This is a genomic window from Streptomyces sp. CA-111067, assembly GCF_050956065.1.
Taxonomy (GTDB): Bacteria; Actinomycetota; Actinomycetes; order Streptomycetales; family Streptomycetaceae; genus Actinacidiphila.
Genome location: NZ_CP192103.1, coordinates 6,707,229 through 6,725,419, shown reverse-complemented (window position 1 = coordinate 6,725,419; position 18,191 = coordinate 6,707,229). Strand labels below are relative to the sequence as shown.

Annotated in this window: 18 protein-coding genes; 13 read left to right on the top strand and 5 right to left on the bottom strand. The window is 72.1% G+C overall.

Annotation, left to right across the window (positions count from 1 at the left end; genetic code table 11):
- Positions 1-108: 108 nt before the first annotated feature.
- Positions 109-402, bottom strand: coding sequence for an MTH1187 family thiamine-binding protein (locus tag ACQPW6_RS29860; RefSeq protein WP_433892803.1), 294 nt, complete (start codon positions 400-402; stop codon positions 109-111).
- On the bottom strand, positions 399-749 hold the full coding sequence (locus tag ACQPW6_RS29855; RefSeq protein WP_433892802.1) for a DUF3817 domain-containing protein: 351 nt from the start codon (positions 747-749) through the stop codon (positions 399-401). Before ACQPW6_RS29855 ends, ACQPW6_RS29860 begins: the two co-directional genes overlap by 4 nt.
- A gap of 234 nt (positions 750-983) precedes the next feature.
- Here ACQPW6_RS29855 and ACQPW6_RS29850 point away from each other — a divergent pair, with 234 nt between their 5' ends.
- The 5 genes from ACQPW6_RS29850 to ACQPW6_RS29830 all read left to right on the top strand — a co-directional run bounded on the left by ACQPW6_RS29850 (position 984) and on the right by ACQPW6_RS29830 (position 4,408).
- Positions 984-1,802 (top strand): DUF2127 domain-containing protein, encoded by an 819-nt coding sequence (locus ACQPW6_RS29850; protein WP_433892801.1) that lies wholly within the window; start codon positions 984-986, stop codon positions 1,800-1,802.
- A gap of 2 nt (positions 1,803-1,804) precedes the next feature.
- Positions 1,805-2,443: an AIM24 family protein gene (locus ACQPW6_RS29845; protein ID WP_433892800.1), complete on the top strand. Its 639-nt coding sequence runs from the start codon at positions 1,805-1,807 to the stop codon at positions 2,441-2,443.
- Positions 2,443-3,093 (top strand): AIM24 family protein, encoded by a 651-nt coding sequence (locus ACQPW6_RS29840; RefSeq protein ID WP_433892799.1) that lies wholly within the window; start codon positions 2,443-2,445, stop codon positions 3,091-3,093. Before ACQPW6_RS29845 ends, ACQPW6_RS29840 begins: the two co-directional genes overlap by 1 nt.
- A 2-nt stretch (positions 3,094-3,095) precedes the next feature.
- Positions 3,096-3,842: an AIM24 family protein gene (locus ACQPW6_RS29835; RefSeq protein ID WP_433894703.1), complete on the top strand. Its 747-nt coding sequence runs from the start codon at positions 3,096-3,098 to the stop codon at positions 3,840-3,842.
- 80 nt (positions 3,843-3,922) lie between these two features.
- Complete coding sequence (locus ACQPW6_RS29830; protein ID WP_433892798.1) at positions 3,923-4,408, top strand: MarR family winged helix-turn-helix transcriptional regulator; 486 nt, start codon at positions 3,923-3,925, stop codon at positions 4,406-4,408.
- A gap of 99 nt (positions 4,409-4,507) precedes the next feature.
- Here the strand turns inward: ACQPW6_RS29830 and meaB are convergent, their stop codons facing one another.
- The gene (gene meaB, locus ACQPW6_RS29825) at positions 4,508-5,464 is read right to left on the bottom strand and encodes a methylmalonyl Co-A mutase-associated GTPase MeaB (RefSeq protein WP_433892797.1); all 957 of its coding nucleotides are present in this window, start codon (positions 5,462-5,464) and stop codon (positions 4,508-4,510) included.
- A gap of 26 nt (positions 5,465-5,490) precedes the next feature.
- The gene (locus ACQPW6_RS29820) at positions 5,491-6,666 is read right to left on the bottom strand and encodes an acetyl-CoA C-acetyltransferase (RefSeq protein ID WP_433892796.1); all 1,176 of its coding nucleotides are present in this window, start codon (positions 6,664-6,666) and stop codon (positions 5,491-5,493) included.
- Positions 6,667-6,866: 200 nt separating this feature from the next.
- On the opposite strand from ACQPW6_RS29820, the gene mce reads away from it, so the two are divergent.
- From mce to ACQPW6_RS29785, 7 genes are all read left to right on the top strand, one after another.
- The gene (gene mce / locus ACQPW6_RS29815; RefSeq protein ID WP_433892795.1) at positions 6,867-7,349 is read left to right on the top strand and encodes a methylmalonyl-CoA epimerase; all 483 of its coding nucleotides are present in this window, start codon (positions 6,867-6,869) and stop codon (positions 7,347-7,349) included.
- A gap of 190 nt (positions 7,350-7,539) precedes the next feature.
- Complete coding sequence (scy, locus tag ACQPW6_RS29810; RefSeq protein WP_433892794.1) at positions 7,540-11,094, top strand: polarized growth protein Scy; 3,555 nt, start codon at positions 7,540-7,542, stop codon at positions 11,092-11,094.
- 102 nt (positions 11,095-11,196) lie between these two features.
- Complete coding sequence (locus tag ACQPW6_RS29805; RefSeq protein ID WP_433892793.1) at positions 11,197-12,135, top strand: cellulose-binding protein; 939 nt, start codon at positions 11,197-11,199, stop codon at positions 12,133-12,135.
- Positions 12,136-12,271: 136 nt separating this feature from the next.
- Complete coding sequence (locus tag ACQPW6_RS29800; RefSeq protein ID WP_433892792.1) at positions 12,272-13,372, top strand: ABC transporter ATP-binding protein; 1,101 nt, start codon at positions 12,272-12,274, stop codon at positions 13,370-13,372.
- Between the two features lies 1 nt (position 13,373).
- Positions 13,374-14,147, top strand: a complete 774-nt coding sequence (locus ACQPW6_RS29795; protein WP_433892791.1) for an ABC transporter permease — start codon at positions 13,374-13,376, stop codon at positions 14,145-14,147.
- Between the two features lie 114 nt (positions 14,148-14,261).
- A complete protein-coding gene (locus ACQPW6_RS29790; RefSeq protein WP_433892790.1) occupies positions 14,262-15,497 on the top strand; it encodes an ATP-binding cassette domain-containing protein in 1,236 nt (411 codons plus the stop codon).
- Positions 15,494-16,384 (top strand): ABC transporter permease, encoded by an 891-nt coding sequence (locus ACQPW6_RS29785; RefSeq protein WP_433892789.1) that lies wholly within the window; start codon positions 15,494-15,496, stop codon positions 16,382-16,384. Before ACQPW6_RS29790 ends, ACQPW6_RS29785 begins: the two co-directional genes overlap by 4 nt.
- A gap of 78 nt (positions 16,385-16,462) precedes the next feature.
- Here ACQPW6_RS29785 and ACQPW6_RS29780 read toward each other — a convergent pair whose 3' ends face one another.
- On the bottom strand, positions 16,463-16,780 hold the full coding sequence (locus ACQPW6_RS29780) for an ATP/GTP-binding protein (protein WP_433892788.1): 318 nt from the start codon (positions 16,778-16,780) through the stop codon (positions 16,463-16,465).
- 220 nt (positions 16,781-17,000) lie between these two features.
- Between ACQPW6_RS29780 and ACQPW6_RS29775 the strand changes: the two genes are divergently transcribed.
- A complete protein-coding gene (locus tag ACQPW6_RS29775) occupies positions 17,001-18,056 on the top strand; it encodes an LLM class flavin-dependent oxidoreductase (protein WP_433892787.1) in 1,056 nt (351 codons plus the stop codon).
- The last annotated feature ends 135 nt before the right edge of the window (positions 18,057-18,191 follow it).

Below are 18,191 nucleotides of genomic sequence, written 5' to 3'. Positions count from 1 at the left end.
ATGACCGGCCGCCGGCCCGCCCCCGAACAGCGGCCCCGCAGAGCAGAGGAGTCTGTCGTCAGCACCAACTGCCGGGAAAGGGCTCGGGAAATGTCCGGAAACGAACTGTCATCCGGCGAGATACCGCTCCACCGTCTCGACCTTGGAGGTGAGCCCGTCGGCGACGCCCGGCCGGATGTCGGCCTTGAGCACCAGCGAGACCCGGGGAGCGCGCTCCTCGACCACCGCGACGGCGCGCCTGACCACGTCCATCACCTCGTCCCACTCGCCCTCGACCGAGGTGAACATCGCGTCGGTGCGGTTCGGCAGCCCGGACTCCCGCACCACCCGGACGGCGTCGGCCACGTACTCGCCCACTTCCTCGCCGACGCCGAGCGGGGTGATCGAGAAGGCGACGATCATGCGCCGACCGCCGCTTCCGGGGTCTGCGCGGCACGCGCCGCCAGCACGCTCGCCTCGCACTCCCGGCGCAGCATCCGCTCGGCGAAGAAGCCGCCGGTGGGCAGTACGGACAGCACGAAGTACAGCGCGCCGCGCTGCCAGCCCCAGCGGGCCCGGCGCCAGGAGTCGGCCCAGAACAGGACGTAGAGGATGAACAGCACGCCGTGGATCATGCCCATGGCCGGCACGGCGTTGAAGTCCGTGGTGCGCTTGAGCACCGAGCAGACCAGCAGAAGCAGGAACGACACCGCCTCCGGGGCGGAGATCAGGCGAAGCCTGCGCAGTGCGCCGGCTGTCTTCAGGTCCACGGGAACCTCACTGTCGAAGGTGCCGGCCGCCCGCGCCCACTGCGGGGCGACCGCTTGTGACACTTGTGAACGTGATCACAAGGCCCTCCCATTATCACCGGAGCGTATCGATGGCCCCTGCCGGGGTCGGCAACCGGGCGCCGGGCGATAGCGTCCCCCTTCACAGCGACCACGGTGAAGACACCGAAGACCGCCACGAAGACGACCACCACGACACACGGGGACCGAAGACCTATGGCCATCGACTGGGACCGGCGGCACTGCGCCAGAAAAGGTCACATCACCTACGTGCCGGACGAGCAGCACCTGCGCCGGAACCTGCACGCCGACACCGCGCTCGGCCCGGTGTGGCGCTGCCTGCGCTGCGGCGACTTCGCGCTCGGCGAGCCGCACGGCTCCGGGCCGGCCGACCAGGCACCGGTGGTGCCGCGCGGCCGGGCGCTGCGCGACCTGTTCATCCTGCGCTTCCTGGCGATCGAGCGGATCCTGCGCGGTGTGCTGATCGTGCTGGCCGCCTGGGCGGTGTGGAAGTTCAGCAACTCGCAGGACGCGATGCGCAAGCTCTTCGACGACGACCTGACCGCGTTCAAGCCGGTCGCCGACCACTTCCACTACGACCTGGACCACTCGCCGGTGGTGGACAGCATCCAGAAGGCGTTCGACTACAAGAAGTCCACCCTGCACATGGTGGCCGCCGCGCTGCTCGGCTACGCGCTGATCGAGATCGTCGAGGGCTTCGGCCTGTGGTGGGCCAAGCGCTGGGCGGAGTACCTGACGGTGGTGGCGACCGCCGCCTTCCTCCCGCTCGAGGTCTACGAACTCACCGAGAAGGTCAGCTACTTCAAGATCGGCACGCTCGCGCTCAACGTCCTCGCCGTCCTCTACATCCTGCTGGGCAAGCGGCTGTTCGGGCTGCGCGGCGGGGCGGCGGCGTTCGAGGCCGAGCGGCGCAGCGCCTCCCTCCTGGAGGTGGAGGTGTCGGCCGGCGAGCCGCCCGCGACGGCTCCCGAGCCGCTGCCGGTTCGGAAGCGGCCCGCGGCGGACAGTGTCTGAGCATGGCGAACTTCCGGCTCCAGGGCTCCCGCGTCCTCGCCGTCGATCTCGACGGCGACTCCGTCAAGGCCAAGAACGGCGCGATGGTGGCCTATGAGGGGGAGATGACGTTCAAGAAGATGACCGGCGGCGGCGAGGGCCTGCGCGGCCTGGTCACCCGCCGGATCTCCGGCGAGGCGATGGCGGTGATGGAGGTCAAGGGCCGCGGCACCTGCTACTTCGCCGACCGGGCCACCGAGATCAACCTGGTCAGGCTGACCGGCGAGAAGCTGTACGTGGAGGCGAGCAACCTGCTGGTCACCGAGCCCGTGCTGCGCACCGGCACCACCTTCACCGGGCTGCGCGGCGCCACCCAGGGCAACGGGCTGTTCACCACCACCGTGGAGGGCACCGGGCAGGCCGCGATCATGTCGCAGGGCCCGGCGATCGTGCTGCGGGTGACGGCCGGCATGCCGCTGATGGTCGACCCGGGCGCGTATGTCGCCCACACCGGCGACCTGCGCCAGCAGCTCCAGTCCTCGGTCGGCCTGCGCACGCTGATGGGCGAGGGCTCGGGCGAGAGCTTCCAGATCCAGTTCGACGGCGAGGGGCTGGTCTACGTACAGCCGAGCGAGCGCGACACGATCGGCGGGCAGCTCTGATGGGGTTCACCCGGATCAACTCCAAGATGGTGGAGGCCCGGATCGTGCCCGGGCAGCGGCTCTACAGCCAGCGCGGCGCGATGCTGGCCTACCGCGGCGAGGTCGCGTTCACCCCCGACATCCTCGGCGGCCAGGGCGGCGTGATGTCGATGATCGGCCGCCGGGTGGCCAACGAGGCGACCCCGCTGATGACCGTGGAGGGCGACGGCTCGGTGATGTTCGGCCACGGCGGCCACCACATCCACACCGTGGACCTCAGCGGCGAGACGCTGTACGTGGAGGCCGACCGGCTGCTGGCGTTCGACGGCTCGCTGCGGCAGGGCACCATGTTCATGGGCTCGCAGGGCGGGGTGATGGGCGTGATACGCGGACAGGTCAGCGGCCAGGGGCTGTTCACCACCACCCTCCAGGGCAAGGGCTCGGTGGCGGTGATGGCGCACGGCGGCGTGATCGAGCTGCACATCGACCCGCAGCGCCCGGTGCACGTCGATCCGCAGGCGTATGTGGCGCACCGCGGCGAGGTGCGCAACAAGCTGACCACGGCGCTCGGCTGGCGGGAGATGGTCGGCCGCGGCTCCGGCGAGGGATTCCAGCTGGAGCTGTCGGGGCAGGGCACGGTCTACGTCCAGGCGTCGGAGGAGAAGCTGTGAGCATGCCCGTCGTGCAGCCGCCGGGCCAGGGCGCCCCGGTGGTCTACGACCCCTACACCCTGCCGTCGGACGACAACGTCAACCCGTACACGTTCAGCGTGGAGCTGGACGGCCAGTGGTTCCTGCAGAAGGGGAAGATGATCGCCTACTACGGGCGGATCGACTTCTTCGGCATCGGCCACGGCCCGCTGGACCGGCTGATCGCGGCGAACTTCCACTCCCCGCTGCACGCCTCCGACTGGGTGGTCGCGCAGGGCCGCGGCAAGATGCTGCTCGCCGACCGGTCGTACGACATCAACTCCTACGACCTCGACGACGGCAACCTGACCATCAGGTCGGGCAACCTGCTCGCCTTCCAACCCGGCCTGGCGCTCAAGCAGTCGATCATCCCGGGGTTCCTGACGCTGATCGGGACGGGCAAGTTCGTCGCCGCGTCCAACGGCGCGGTGCACTTCGTGGAGCCGCCGGTCCGGGTGGACCCGCAGGCGCTGGTCGGCTGGGCGGACTGCCCGTCCCCGTGCCACCACTACGACCACGGCTACATGCGCGGTGTGCTCGGCGGGATCAGGGGGCTCACCGGGCTGGGCGGCGCGTCCGGCGAGGAGCACCAGTTCGAGTTCGTCGGCGCGGGGCAGGTGCTGCTCCAGTCCACCGAGACGCTGATGGCCGAGGCGAACACCGGCGGCGTGCCAGGTCAGGCGGGGCCGGGCGTGCCCGGTGCCGGCCTGGGGGCGGGCGGCGCCAGATGAGCCCCGACTCCGTTTCGTACGGTGACCAGCCAGCTACCCTTGCAGTGATCCACCGTTCAACTGACAGTAGAATTCACCCCATGGAGACCGAGATCGCCGAGACCGGCACCACCTGGCTCACCGAGGACGAACAGCGCGCCTGGCGCATTCACCTCGACGTCAGCCGGCTGCTCATGTACCAGCTGGAGCGTGATCTGCAGCCGTTCGGTCTGACGAACAACGACTACGAGATCCTGGTCAACCTCTCCGAGGCCGACGAGCGCCGGATGCGGATGAGCGATCTGGCGAAGTCCACCCTGCAGTCCAAGAGCCGGCTCTCGCACCAGATCACCAGGATGGAGGCGGCCGGGCTGGTCCGCCGGGAGAACTGCGAGTCCGACCGGCGCGGGCTGTTCGCGGTGCTCACCGAGCAGGGCTGGGACACCATGCGGCAGGTGGCGCCCCGCCATGTCGCCTCGGTCCGGGCGCACTTCATCGACCTGCTGCCGCCCGCGGCACTGGCCGCTTACCACGAGGCACTGACCCCGGTGGCCGCGCACCTGCGCGAGGAGCGCGGCAAGGTCTGAGGCGAGCGCCGAAGAACCCGGGGCACGGCGCGAACACCGGCCGGCGCGAACACCGGCCGCCGCGAACACCGGCCGCCGCGCCCCGGCGACGTGCCCGCCTCAGCTCCCGGTCAGCCCCGCGACCAGCTCGTCCGCCGCCGCATACGGATCGAGCACGCCCTCGGTCACCTTCGCGGCCAGCGCCGACAGCCGCGCGTCCCCGTGCAGGTCGGCCAGCCGCTCGCGCAGCGCGGTGAGCGCGATCGTCTCGATCTCGCCCGCGGCACGGGCCCGGCGCCGCTCGGCGAGCACACCGCGCTCGTCCATCCAGGCCCGGTGCTTCTCCAGCGCCTCGACCAGCTCGCCGATGCCCTCGCCGCGGGCGGCGACGGTCTTCACGATGGGCGGCCGCCAGTCCCCCGGGCCGCGGGACTCACCGAGGCCGAGCATGTGGTTCAGCTCCCGGGCGGTGGAGTCCGCGCCGTCCCGGTCGGCCTTGTTGACGACGTAGACGTCGCCGATCTCCAGGATGCCCGCCTTGGCCGCCTGGATGCCGTCGCCCATGCCGGGGGCGAGCAGCACGACGCAGGTGTCGGCCTGCGAGGCGATCTCCACCTCGGACTGGCCGACGCCGACGGTCTCCACGATGACCACGTCGCAGCCGGCCGCGTCGAGCACCCGGATCGCCTGCGGGGCGGCCCAGGCCAGGCCGCCGAGGTGGCCGCGGGTGGCCATCGAGCGGATGTAGACGCCCGGGTCGGAGGCGTGCTCCGACATCCGCACCCGGTCGCCCAGCAGGGCGCCGCCGGAGAACGGCGAGGAGGGGTCGACGGCGAGCACCCCGACCCGCCGGCCGGCCGCGCGGTAGGCGCTGACCAGCGCGGAGGTCGAGGTGGACTTGCCGACGCCGGGCGAGCCGGTCAGGCCCACCACGTACGCGCCGCCGGTCAGCGGCGCGAGCGCGGCCATCACCTCGCGGAGCTGCGGGGACGCCCCCTCCACGAGCGAGATCAGCCGCGCCACGGCCCGCGGCCTGCCCTGCCGCGCCTGCTCGACCAGAGCGGCAACATCCACCATCCCGTGCTCCCCTTGCGTCCGTGCTGTCAGTTCCCGGGCACCCGGATGATCAGAGCGTCGCCCTGGCCGCCGCCCCCGCACAGGGCCGCCGCGCCGACGCCGCCGCCGCGGCGCCCGAGCTCCAGCGCCAGGTGCAGCACGATACGCGCTCCTGACATGCCGATCGGGTGGCCGAGCGCGATCGCCCCGCCGTTCACGTTCACCTTTTCAGGTGTCACGCCCAGGTCCTTCATCGACTGGATGCCGACCGCGGCGAACGCCTCGTTGATCTCGATCAGGTCCAGGTCGGCGACGGTGAGGCCCGCCTTGGACAGGGCGTGGTTGATCGCGTTCGACGGCTGGGACTGGAGCGAGTTGTCGGGGCCCGCCACGTTGCCGTGCGCCCCGATCTCGGCGATCCACGGCAGGCCGAGCTCCTCCGCCTTGGCCCGGCTCATCACGACCACCGCGGCGGCGCCGTCGGAGATCGGCGAGGAGGTGCCCGCGGTGATCGTGCCGTCCTTGGCGAAGGACGGGCGCAGCTTGGCCAGGCCCTCCGCGGTGGTGTCGGGGCGGATGCCCTCGTCGACGCTGACGACGACCGGGTCGCCCTTGCGCTGCGGCACTTCCACCGGCACGATCTCCGCCTCGAAGACACCGTTCTTCTGCGCGGCGGCGGCCCGCTGGTGGGAGCGGGCGCCGAACTCGTCCTGCGGGCCGCGCTCGATGCCGAGCCTGGTGTTGTGCTTCTCGGTGGACGCGCCCATGGCGATGTGCTCGAACGCGTCGGTGAGGCCGTCGTGCGCCATCGAGTCGAGCATCTCGATCGCGCCGTACTTGTGGCCCTCGCGGGACTTGGGGAGCACGTGCGGCGCGTTGGTCATGGACTCCTGGCCGCCGGCCACCACGATGTCGAACTCGCCGGCCCTGATCAGCTGGTCGGCCAGCGCGATGGCGTCGAGCCCGGACAGGCACACCTTGTTCACGGTGAGCGCGGGCACGCTCATCGGGATGCCGGCGTTGACCGCGGCCTGCCTGGCCGGGATCTGCCCGGCGCCGGCCTGCAGCACCTGCCCCATGATCACGTACTGCACCTGGTCGCCGGCGACGCCCGCCCGGTCGAGCGCGGCCTTGATCGCGAAGCCGCCGAGGTCGGTCCCCGAGAAGGACCGCAGGCTGCCCAGCAGCCGGCCCATCGGCGTTCTGGCACCTGCGACGATCACGGAGGTCCGTGCGGCGCCTGATCCCTGGCTCGGATCCTGGCTTGATCCCTGGCTGGTCATGGTGCGGCCCCTTCGGCTGAAGAGAGGAAGTTAACGAGGGTTAGCATCAATGTACTGACCGGTAGCCGCTCGGTCACCGTGCTGGACGTGTGATGGCGCGCACGTTGCGTGACCGCCCGGTTCTGCGGTGCACTGGTGCCATGCTGACGCGCATCGACCACATCGGGATCGCCTGCCACGACCTCGACGCAACCGTCGGGTTCTACCGTGCCACGTACGGCTTCGAGGTGGCGCACACCGAGGTCAACGAGGAGCAGGGCGTCCGGGAGGCCATGCTGCGGGTGAACGGGACCGACGACGGCGGCACCACCTGGCTGCAGCTGCTCGAACCCACCCGTGAGGACTCCGCCGTCGGCAAGTGGCTGGCGAAGAACGGCGAGGGCGTGCACCACATCGCCTTCGGCACCCCTGACGTGGACGCGGACGCGGCTGCGATCGGCGCGAAGGGCGTACGGGTGCTGTACGACGAGCCCCGGCGCGGTTCGATGGAGTCGAGGATCACCTTCCTGCACCCCAAGGACTGCCACGGCGTCCTCACCGAACTCGTCACATCGGCCGGAGAGCGTGCCGCGGGCGGCGCGGAGACCACGGAAGAGGCCGTTCAGGACAACGAAGACCACTGACCCAACCCCCGTCGCGGCCGGTAGAGTGACCGGGCCGACCGGGGTGGGCGGCTGGGTACGCTCCCGCTCCGTGCCGTTGATCTGACACCATTCCTCGTACAGCCCTGTCCAAGGACAGTGTGCGAGGCAGTGACGAGGAATCTCACCCGGTTGGCGGGTGAGGACGCCAGGAGACCGATGGGACCGCGGAGTGCGGGGCAACGACAGCTACCGGGCTGACGACCACCTCTCTCAGTTCGAAGCCGAGATGGACCGGCTTCGTACCGAGCGGGGCAAGGCCGTCGATCACGCCGACGACCTCGGGTACCAGGTCGAGGTGCTGCGCGCCAAACTGCACGAGGCGCGGCGCAGCCTCGCCGCCCGTCCTGCCTACGACAACATCGGCCACCAGGCCGACCAGCTGCTGCGCAACGCGCAGATCCAGGCCGACCAGCTGCGGGTGGACGCCGAGCGCGAGCTGCGCGAGGCCCGCGCCCAGACCCAGCGGCTGCTCCAGGAGCAGGCCGAGCACCAGGCCCGTTTCGAGGCCGAGTGGCACGCCGAGGCGATCACCAGGCGGCGGCAGCTGGACGAGGAGCTGGCCGAGCGCCGGGCCACCGTCGAGACCCACGTCAACGAGAACGTGGCCTGGGCAGAGCAGCTCAGAGCCCGCAGCGAGTCGCAGGCCAGGCGGCTGCTCGACGAGACCCGCAGCGAGTCGGAGGCGGCGCTCGCCGCCGCCCGCACCGAGGCCACCCGGGTCGCCGAGCAGACCCGAGAGCGGCTGACCGCCGACGCGCAGGCCGCCCGCACCGAGGCCGAGCAGCTGCTGCGCCGGGCCCGCGCCGACGCCGAACGGCTGCTGACCGCCGCCTCGACCCAGGCGCAGGACGCCACCAGCGAGGCCGAGCAGCTGCGCACCTCCACCCGCAGCGAGTCCGACGAGGCCCGCAGCCGGGCCATCGAGCTGTCCCGGCTGGCCGAGGAGCGGATCAGGGAGGCCGACGAGGCGCTGCGCACCGCGCGCGCCGAGGCCGACCGGTTGCGCGAGGAGGCCGAGGCCGCCGCCGCCAAGCGGCTGACCGGCGCCGAGCAGGAGAACGAGCAGCGCACCCGTACCGCGCGCGGCGAGATCGCCAGGATGGTCGGCGAGGCGACCAAGGAGGTCGAGGCCGCCAAGACCGAGGCCGAGCAGACCGTCGCCGACGCCCGCGCGGAGGCCGACCGGATCCGCACCGAGGCGCAGGAGACCGCGCGGGCCGCGGCCTCCGAGGACGCCGCCGCGCAGCTCGCGCAGGCCGCCAGATCCGCCGAGGAGATCCTGACCAAGGCGTCCGAGGACGCCAGGTCCACCACGAAGTCCGCCGCCGACGAGGCCGAGCGGATCCGCCGGGAGGCCGCCGAGGAGGCGGACCGGCTGCGCTCGGAGGCCGAGGCCTCGGCGCAGGAGCTGCGCGGCGCCGCGCAGGACGACACCGAGGAGTACCGGGCCAGGACCGTAGAGCTCCAGGAGGAGGCCAGGCGGCTGCGCGGCGAGGCCGAGCAGCTGCGGGCCGACGCGGTCGCCGAGGGCGAGCGGATCCGCGGTGAGGCCCGCAGGGAGGCCGTCCAGCAGATCGAGGAGGCCGCCAGCAGGGCCGAGGAGCTGCTCGCCAAGTCCAAGGCCGACGGTGACGAGCTGCGGCAGGGCGCCTCCGCCGAGGCCGACCGGATGCGCACCGAGTCCGTGGAGCGGGCCTCGGCGCTGAACGACAAGGCCGAGGAGGCGCTGCGGGCCGCCCGCGCCGAGGCCGAGGAGCTGCGGGCCGAGGCCGCGCAGCACAAGGCGGAGGCGGAGGCCGAGGGCGAGCGCGCCAAGGAGGAGGCCCGCGCCGAGGCCGGCGGCATCGTCGCCAGGATGCGCGAGGAGGCCGAGGCCGATCTGGCCCGGCTGCGCGAGGAGGCCGAGACCCGGGTCGCGACCGCCGAGCAGGGCCTGCGGGACGCGAACACCGAGGCGGACCGGCTGCGCCGGGAGGCCGCCGAGGAGGCCGAGCGGCTGCGCGCGGAGGCCGCGGAGCGGATCCGCACCCTCCAGGAGCAGGCCGAGGCCGAGGCGGTACGGCTGCGGGACGAGGCCGCGGCCGACGCGGCGCAGACCCGCGCCGAGGCGGAGACCACCGCCGCCCGGCTGCTGTCCGACGCCGCCGGCGAGGCCGAGCAGCGCAGGGCCGAGGCCCAGGAGACCGCGGACCGGCTGCGCGGCGAGGCCGCCGCGGCGGCCGAGCGGATCGGGGTGGAGGCCGCCGAGACGCTGGCCGCCGCCCAGGAGGAGGCGGTTCGCCGCCGCCGCGAGGCCGAGGAGCTGCTCGGCGCGGCCCGCACGGACGCCGACCAGGAGCGCACCCAGTCCCGCCGGGAGAGCGAGGAGCTGCTCGCCGCGGCCCGCAAGCGGGTCGAGGACGCCGGCACCGAGGCCGACCGGCTGGCCGCCGAGGCGGAGCAGCGGGCCGGCGAGCTGGTCGGCGCCGCCGAGGCCACCGCGCAGCAGGTCCGCGACTCGGTCGCGCATCTGCACCGGGAGGCCGAGGAGGAGATCGCCGGGCTGCGTTCTGCCGCCGAGCACGCCGCCGACCGGCTGCGCACCGAGACGCAGGAGGCGGCGGACCGGCTGCACGCCGACGCCAACTCCGAGCGGGAGCGCGCCTCGCAGGACGCGGCGCGGATCCGGCAGGAGAGCCAGGAGGAGGCCGAGGCCGCCAGGTCGCTGGCCGACCGTACGGTCAACGAGGCGATCGAGGAGTCCGACCGGCTGCGGTCGGAGACCCGTGACGACGCCAACCGGCTGCGCACCGAGGCCGCCGGGCAGGCCGACCAGCTGGTCGGCAAGGCCCGCGAGGAGGCCGCCCGGCTGGCCGCGCTCGCCAAGGAGAAGCTCGACAGCGCCGAGCACGACGCCGAGCAGGCCAGGGTCCAGTCGCAGCGGATCCTCGACGAGGCCCGCGAGGCGGCCAACAAGCGGCGCAGTGAGGCGGCCGAGCAGGCCGATGAGCTGATCGGCAAGGCGCAGGCGGAGGCGGTCAAGACCGCGGCCGAGGCCGAGGAGCAGGCCGACGCGCTGGTCGCCGCGGCCCGCGGCGAGGCCGGCCGGCTGGTCAGCGAGGGCACCGCGGAGGCCAACGGGCTGGTGGAGCGGGCCCGTACGGACGCCGACACCATGCTCGGCGAGGCCAGGCACGACGCCACCACGATCCGCGACCGCACCGAGGAGCTGCGCTCCCGGGTGGAGTCGGAGGTCGAGGAGTTGCACCAGCGGGCCCGCAAGGAGGCCTCCGACACCATGAAGTCGGTCGGCGAGCGGGTGGACAAGCTGGTGGCCGCCGCCACCGAGCAGTTGGCCGAGGCGGAGGCGAAGGCGGCGGAGATCAAGTCCACCGCCACCGCCGAGGCGAGCAAGGTGCGGATCGCGGCGGTGAAGAAGGTCGAGGGCCTGCTGAAGGAGGCCGAGCAGAACAAGGCCGAGTCCGAGCGTGAGGCCGAGCGGGTCAAGGGGGAGGCCCGTGCCGAGGCGGAACGGATCGTCTCGGAGGGCAGACGTGAGCTCGACACTCTGGTACGCCGTAGGGAGGACATCAACGCGGAGATCTCACGCGTCCAGGACGTGCTGGAGGCGCTGGAGTCGTTCGACGCACCGGGCAGCGGTGCGAAGAGCGCGATCACCGCTGGTGCGGGAGCAGGTCCCACTCGAACGAGTGGCAAGCGCATCGACGATGCTCCACTCGATTGAGCGGACATTCTCCATGGCTAATACGCAATGGCTCGGTGACACGCCGTCCGGGCCCCTAGGATTCCCCCTATCACCTCACCGGTCTGAATCGACAGGAACCTCATGAGCGACACTTCCTCCCCCTTCGGCTTCGAGCTCGTGCGGCGCGGATACGACCGCGGACAGGTGGACGACCGCATCACCAAGCTCGTCGCCGACCGTGACAGCGCACTGACCAGGATCACCGCGCTGGAGAAGCGCATCGAGGAGCTGCACCTCGAAACCCAGAACGCCCAGGCCCAGGTCAACGACTCCGAGCCGTCGTACGCAGGTCTCGGGGCCCGGGTCGAGAAGATCCTCCGCCTTGCCGAGGAGGAGGCCAAGGACCTGCGCGAGGAGGCCCGCCGCGCCGCCGAGCAGCACCGCGAGCTGGCCGAGTCGGCCGCCAACCAGGTGCGCAACGACGCGGAGAGCTTCGCCTCGGACCGCAAGGCCAAGGCCGAGGACGAGGGCGCCCGGATCGTCGACAAGGCGAAGGGCGACGCGACCCAGCTGCGCGCCGACGCCACGAAGGACGCGCAGAACAAGCGCGAGGAGGCGGACGCGCTCTTCGAGGAGACCCGCGCCAAGGCCGCCCAGGCCGCCGCGGACTTCGAGACCAACCTCGCCAAGCGGCGTGAGCAGTCCGAGCGCGACCTGGCGGGCCGTCAGGCCAAGGCCGAGAAGCGGCTCGCGGAGATCGAGCACCGTGCCGAGCAGCTGCGCCTGGAGGCGGAGAAGCTCCGTACCGACGCCGAGCGCAGGGCCCGGCAGACCGTGGAGACGGCGCAGCGCCAGTCCGAGGACATCGTGGCCGACGCCAACGCCAAGGCCGACCGGATCCGCAGCGAGTCCGAGCGCGAGCTGGCGGCGCTCACCAACCGCCGCGACAGCATCAACGCGCAGCTGACCAACGTGCGCGAGATGCTGGCCACGCTGACCGGTGCCGCGGTGGCCGCGGCCGGCTCCCCCGCCGACGACGAGCCGATCTCCCGCGGCGTCCCGGCCCAGCAGTCCCGCTGACCGCCGGCCTCGCCGGCCGGAAGCTGACCGGCGGGCCGACGGACTGACGGATTGACGGCGAACCCCCGCGCCTCGTCGGGCGGGGGTTCCGTCGCGTATTCCCCGGACGGCGGATGCTCTTGCTAGCCTCGCCCCCATGATTGAGTTGCAGGGGCTCACCAAGCGGTACGGGGACAAGACCGCAGTCGACCATCTGACCTTCACCGTGCGCCCCGGCGTGGTGACCGGCTTCCTCGGGCCCAACGGCGCGGGCAAGTCCACGACGATGCGCATGCTGCTCGGCCTGGACAACCCGACCAGCGGCGACGTGCGCATCGACGGCAAGCACTACGCGCAGCTCAGCGAGCCGCTGAAGTACATCGGCGCGCTGCTCGACGCCAAGGCCATCCACGGCGGCAGGACGGCGTACAACCACCTGCTGTGCCTGGCCCAGTCCAACCGCATCCCCCGGCACCGGGTGGACGAGGTACTGGAGACCGTGGGTCTGACGGCGGTGGCCAAGAAGCGTTCCAAGGGCTTCTCGCTCGGCATGGGCCAGCGGCTCGGCATCGCGGGCGCGCTGCTCGGCGATCCGGAGATCCTCATGTTCGACGAGCCGGTCAACGGCCTCGACCCGGAGGGCATCCACTGGATCCGCAACCTGATGAAGGGGCTGGCCCAGCAGGGCCGTACGGTCTTCGTCTCCAGCCACCTCATGAGCGAGATGGCGCTGACCGCCGAGCACCTGATCGTGATCGGGCGGGGGCGGCTGATGGCCGACACCTCGATGGCCGACTTCATCCAGAAGAACTCCCGGTCGTACGTGCGGGTGCGCACCCCGCAGCACGAGAAGTTCAAGGACGTGCTGTCCGGGGCCGGGCTGCCGGTGACCGTCACCGAGGACGGCGCCTTCGAGGTGCAGAACGGTGACGCCGCCGCGCTCGGCGAACTCGCCGCGCAGCATCAGCTGGTGCTGCACGAACTGAGCCCGCAGCGGGCGTCGTTGGAGGAAGCGTTCATGCAGCTCACCGCGGAGTCGGTGGAGTACCACGCGGGCGCCGGTGCCACGCCCGGTTCCTACGGTGGACCGCCGCCGCAACCGGGGCAGATCCCGGTGGCGCCGCCCGCCGGCCAGCAGCCCGCCCAGCCAGCCCAACCCGGTCAACCCGGTCAACCCGGTCAACCCGGTCAACCGCCCGCGGGGCAACCGCAGTGGGGCGAGCAGTGGCGCAACCCCGGCTCTGGGAAGGGGCGCTGACATGGCATCATCGAGCGCCGTCCTCCAGTCGGAGTGGACGAAGATCAAGTCGGTGCGGTCGACCATCTGGACGCTGGCACTGGCCTTCCTGGTCACCGTCGTGCTCGGCGCGGTGATCTGCCTGGTGTTCAACAACACCTTCGACGACCTCAGCGACAGCGACAAGGCGACCTTCGACCCGACCAACACCAGCTTCGCCGGCTTCGTACTCGGCCAGCTCGCGCTGATCGTGTTCGGCGTGCTGGTGATCTCCAGCGAGTACAGCACCGGCATGATCCGCACCTCGCTCGCCGCCGTCCCGCAGCGCGGCGCGTTCTACACGTGCAAGGTCGCGGTGGCCGGCGCGCTGGCGCTGGTGGTCGGCATGGCCACCGCCTTCGTGGTGTTCTTCCTCGGCCAGTCGCTGCTCGGCTCGCACAAGGCGTCGATCGGCGATCCGGGCGTGCTGCGCGCCGTGATCGGCGCCGGGCTCTACGCCACGCTGCTGGTCCTGCTGTGCGTCGGCGCAGCGGCGATGCTGCGCACCCCGATGCTCGGCCTCGGCATCCTGATGCCGTTCTTCTTCCTGATCTCGCCGATCCTCAGCGCGGTGCCGAAGGTGAAGAGCGTCGCCAAGTACTTCCCCGACCAGGCCGGCCAGAAGATCATGCAGGTGGTCCCGGGCACCGACGACTCGTCGGCGTACGGGCCGTGGGGCGGTCTCGGGATCATGGCGATCTGGGTGGTCGTGGCACTGATCGGCGGCTACGTGGTGCTGAAGAAGCGGGACGCGTAGCCCGCCGGAGAGGGCGCGGTTCGGTCCCGGTCACCGCGGGCCGGGAACCGAATCCGCCCGCTAGGCTTCCTCCTCCACGGGGCGTGTGCCCCGGTGGCACGCGAGGGGCAGCGCATGATCCAGGCAGTCGGCCTGACCAAGCAGTACGGCGTCAAAACGGCCGTGTACAACCTGTCGTTCCAGGTGCGTCCCGGCGCCGTGACCGGCTTCCTCGGCCCGAACGGGTCGGGCAAGTCGACCACGATGCGGATGATCCTCGGCCTGGACACACCGACCGCCGGCCAGGTGACGATCGGCGGCATGCCGTACCGCCAGCTGCCCAACGCGCCGCGCCGGGTCGGCGCGCTGCTCGACGCCAAGGCCGTGCACGGCGGGCGCAGCGCCCGGCAGCACCTGCTGTGCCTGGCCCAGCTGTCCGGCATCCCGGCCCGCCGGGTGGACGAGGTGCTCGGCGTGGTCGGCCTGCACGACGTGGCCTGGCGGCGCTCCAAGGGCTTCTCGCTGGGCATGGGCCAGCGGCTCGGGATCGCCGGCGCGCTGCTCGGCGACCCCGAGGTGCTGCTCTTCGACGAGCCGGTCAACGGGCTCGACCCCGAGGGCATCCACTGGGTGCGCAACCTGATGCGCAAGCTGGCCGGCGAGGGCCGCACCGTCTTCGTCTCCAGCCACCTGATGAGCGAGATGGCGCTCACCGCCGACCATCTGATCGTCATCGGGCGCGGCCAGCTGCTGGCCGACATGAGCGTCAAGGACTTCATCGCCCACCACTCCACCGGCTTCGCGCTGCTGCGCACCCCGGCGGAGGGCGCCGAGCGGGAGAAGTTCAGCCGCGTACTGACCGAGGCGGGCGGCACCGTCCAGGCCGAGCAGGACGGGGCACTGCGGGTGACGGGACTGGAACTGCCCCAGATCAGCGACCTCGCGCACGACACCGACGTGCGGCTGTGGGAGCTCTCGCCGCACCAGGCGTCCCTGGAGGAGGCGTACATGCGGCTCACCGGCGGCGCGGTGGACTACCGCTCCACCGAGGACCCGCGCCAGGGCCTCCAGCAGCCGCTGCCGCCGCAGGGGTACGCGCCGCAGGGTTTCCCACAGCCGGGACAGCCGGGGCAACCCGGTCAGCCGGGACAGCCGGGATACGGACAGCCCGGGTACGCGCAGCCGGCGTTCGGCCGGCAGCAGCCCGGCTGGGGGTGGCAGCCGCCACAGCAGCAGCCCCAGCAGGCGGCCCCGCAGCAGGTCCCGCCGCCGCAGGCGTACGCCCCGCCGCCGTCCGCACCGCCCGCCGCTCCCCCGGTGCCCGCCGCCCCCGCGACCGCCGCTCCCACCACGCCTGAGGACGCCCGATGACCGCCCCGGCCCAGTTCCCGCCCTCCGTGCCGTACGGCTACCAGCAGCCGCAGTTCACCTCGCAGCTGCCGATCGAGGACGCCACCCTCGGCCACGCGCTGCGCTCGGAGTGGACCAAGATCCGTACCGTGCGCTCCACGGTGTGGACGCTGTGCGTGATGCTCGCGCTGGTGATCGGCATCAACCTGCTGGTCGTGGTGCCGATCAACGACCACAACGACGGCTCGGTGCCGGTGCTCGGGCCCGGCCTGTTCGGCCTGATCTTCGGCCAGTTGGCGATCATCACCCTCGGGGTGCTGGTGATCACCTCCGAGTACGGCACCGGGATGATCCGCACCACGCTGACCTCCTGCCCGCAGCGCTCCCGGGTGCTGGCCGCGAAGGCGATCGTCTTCTTCCTGCTCACGTTCACCATCACCACCGTCGCCTGCACGATGACCGCGCTCATCAACTGGAGCGTTCTCTCCGGCAAGTCGGTCGACCGGTACGACGACGGCTACGCGGAGTTCACCAGGAACGGCCACCTGGCGGCGAGCGGCGGCCAGTGGCTGGGCGCGACGCTGGGCGCGGCCCTCTATGTGGCGCTGCTCGGGCTGCTCGCACTGGCGGTCGGCACGCTGCTGCGGCACTCGGCGGGCGCGATCACCGCGATGCTCGGTGTCGTCATGCTGCCGCTGATGCTGGCGATCTTCCTGCCGTCCAGCCTGCAGTCGGTACGGGACAACATGATCAGGTACTCGGCGCCGAACGCGCTGGCCTCGCTCTACCGGCTGCCGATGATCGGTGACGCCGACCAGAACGGCCTGCCGCAGCTCTTCACGCTGCTCGCCGTCACTGCGGTGGCGCTCACCGGGGCCTTCGTGGCGCTCAACTCGCGGGACGTGTGAGGCCGTTCGACCAGAGCCGGACGCCACAAGAGGCCCGGGGCCCGGCGACCGAGTGACCCGGCGGACCGCCCGGTTGGCTCAGTAGCGGGGCGCGTTACGGGACCGCTGCACCTTGCTGGTGCGGCGGTCCTTGGCGTTCCAGCAGGCCCGGTGCCAGTGCCTGCGGTCGTCGAGGCCGTCGTACTCGCGCCAGGCCACCACATGGCCGACGCCCGGCGGGATCTCCTGGTCGCAGCCCGGGCAGCGGTAGTGCTTGGCGGAGGCGCTGCCGGCGATCGGCCGCACCACCCACTCCTCGCCCTGCCACTCCTCGGTGTCGCTGCCGCCGACGCCGGACTCCTCGGGACGGCCGGCGGTACGGTCTGCGCCGCTGGGGCGGTTTCGACGCGGCGACACGGGCACACCTCGCGCTCTGCTGGGCTTCGCGGACTCAGCGTCAAGGGTACGCGCCGGTCGGCGGGCCCGGTGTCCCATGTCAGCTCATCACGGTGGAAGTCATGACTGCGGTGCTGAGTACCGCGTTCGCGATCCCTATTGCCGAAAATCATGAAAACGCCGCTTCAGGCCGTGCCTTTGGCACGTGCCAGGCGTTAGAACATCCAGGAGGGAGTGAGCGATGCGCGTAGGCACCTTCGTTATCGCGGCACAGTTTCCGGGGCAGGGGCAGGGGGAGGCGCTGCACCGGGCGATACGTTCCGCCGAGGCCGCCGAAGCCGCGGGACTCGACGCGGTCTGGCTGGCCGAGCACCACTTCGTGCCGTACGGGGTCTGCCCGTCGGCCGTCACCCTGGCCGGACTGCTGCTCGGCCGCACCCGGCGGATCGGGGTGGCCACCGCGGTGAGCGTGCTGCCGAACCAGCACCCGGTGGCGCTCGGCGAGCAGGCGGCGCTGCTGCACCTGGCGTCGGGCGGGCGGTTCACGCTCGGGGTCGGCCGCGGCGGTCCGTGGATCGACCTGGAGGTCTTCGGCACCGGGCTGGCCGCGTTCGAACGGGACTTCCCCGAGTCGCTGGACCTGCTGCTGCGCTGGCTGCGCGAGCCGGCCGTCGGCGGGCGGGGGCCACGCTACTCGTTCCCGCCGGTGTCGGTGGTGCCGCGGCCGGACGCCTTCGAGGCGGAGTCCGCGACGGACGCGGTGGCGGACACGGCCGACTCGCCGCCGGTCGTGGTGGCCTGCACCTCCCCCGGCACCGTACGGCTGGCCGCCGCGCGCGGGCTGCCGATGCTGCTCGGCATGCACAGTGACGACGAGGACAAGGCCGGCATGGTGGAGCTGTGGCGCAGCAGCGCGCTGGCCGCCGGTCACTCGAAAGAGGCGGTGGCCACCGCCGCGCATGTGTCCGCCGGTGTCGCCCAGGTCGCCGACAGCCGCTCCGACGCGGTCGAGGCACTGGCCAAGGCCATGCCGGGCTGGCTGCACCAGGGCCTGTCCGCGCACCGCACGGTGGACGGCCGGGCCCGCAGCATGCGCGACCCGCACGCGTACACCGAACTGCTGTGCTCGCTGCACCCGGTGGGGCCGCCGCGGCTGTGCGCCGACCGGCTGGCGGCGACCGCCGAGCGCACCGGCATCACCCGCTTCGCCCTCCTGGTCGAGGGCTCCGGGGATCTCGCCGCCACCTTGGAGAACGTGTCGCGGCTGGGCGCCGACGTGCTCCCGGAACTGGCCTGATTGCACGTTCGGGGCCGGTCACGGGAGCACGCCTGGTTGTCCTGCCCCCCGTTGATCGTCTAACCGCGGCCCCGGTACGCTCCGGCGGCCCGCGCCCTGACCGGTGCCGCCGCGCAGGGGACCGCGTCAGGCGAG

Bases quoted from the DNA above. Each gene is read 5' to 3' on its own strand.
- ACQPW6_RS29860 (WP_433892803.1), bottom strand. From the start codon at position 402: ATGATCGTCGCCTTCTCGATCACCCCGCTCGGCGTCGGCGAGGAAGTG.
- ACQPW6_RS29850 (WP_433892801.1), top strand. From the start codon at position 984: ATGGCCATCGACTGGGACCGGCGGCACTGCGCCAGAAAAGGTCACATC.
- ACQPW6_RS29845 (WP_433892800.1), top strand. From the start codon at position 1,805: ATGGCGAACTTCCGGCTCCAGGGCTCCCGCGTCCTCGCCGTCGATCTC.
- ACQPW6_RS29840 (WP_433892799.1), top strand. From the start codon at position 2,443: ATGGGGTTCACCCGGATCAACTCCAAGATGGTGGAGGCCCGGATCGTG.
- ACQPW6_RS29835 (WP_433894703.1), top strand. From the start codon at position 3,096: ATGCCCGTCGTGCAGCCGCCGGGCCAGGGCGCCCCGGTGGTCTACGAC.
- ACQPW6_RS29830 (WP_433892798.1), top strand. From the start codon at position 3,923: ATGGAGACCGAGATCGCCGAGACCGGCACCACCTGGCTCACCGAGGAC.
- meaB (WP_433892797.1), bottom strand. From the start codon at position 5,464: ATGGTGGATGTTGCCGCTCTGGTCGAGCAGGCGCGGCAGGGCAGGCCG.
- mce (WP_433892795.1), top strand. From the start codon at position 6,867: ATGCTGACGCGCATCGACCACATCGGGATCGCCTGCCACGACCTCGAC.
- ACQPW6_RS29805 (WP_433892793.1), top strand. From the start codon at position 11,197: ATGAGCGACACTTCCTCCCCCTTCGGCTTCGAGCTCGTGCGGCGCGGA.
- ACQPW6_RS29800 (WP_433892792.1), top strand. From the start codon at position 12,272: ATGATTGAGTTGCAGGGGCTCACCAAGCGGTACGGGGACAAGACCGCA.
- ACQPW6_RS29795 (WP_433892791.1), top strand. From the start codon at position 13,374: ATGGCATCATCGAGCGCCGTCCTCCAGTCGGAGTGGACGAAGATCAAG.
- ACQPW6_RS29790 (WP_433892790.1), top strand. From the start codon at position 14,262: ATGATCCAGGCAGTCGGCCTGACCAAGCAGTACGGCGTCAAAACGGCC.
- ACQPW6_RS29785 (WP_433892789.1), top strand. From the start codon at position 15,494: ATGACCGCCCCGGCCCAGTTCCCGCCCTCCGTGCCGTACGGCTACCAG.
- ACQPW6_RS29775 (WP_433892787.1), top strand. From the start codon at position 17,001: ATGCGCGTAGGCACCTTCGTTATCGCGGCACAGTTTCCGGGGCAGGGG.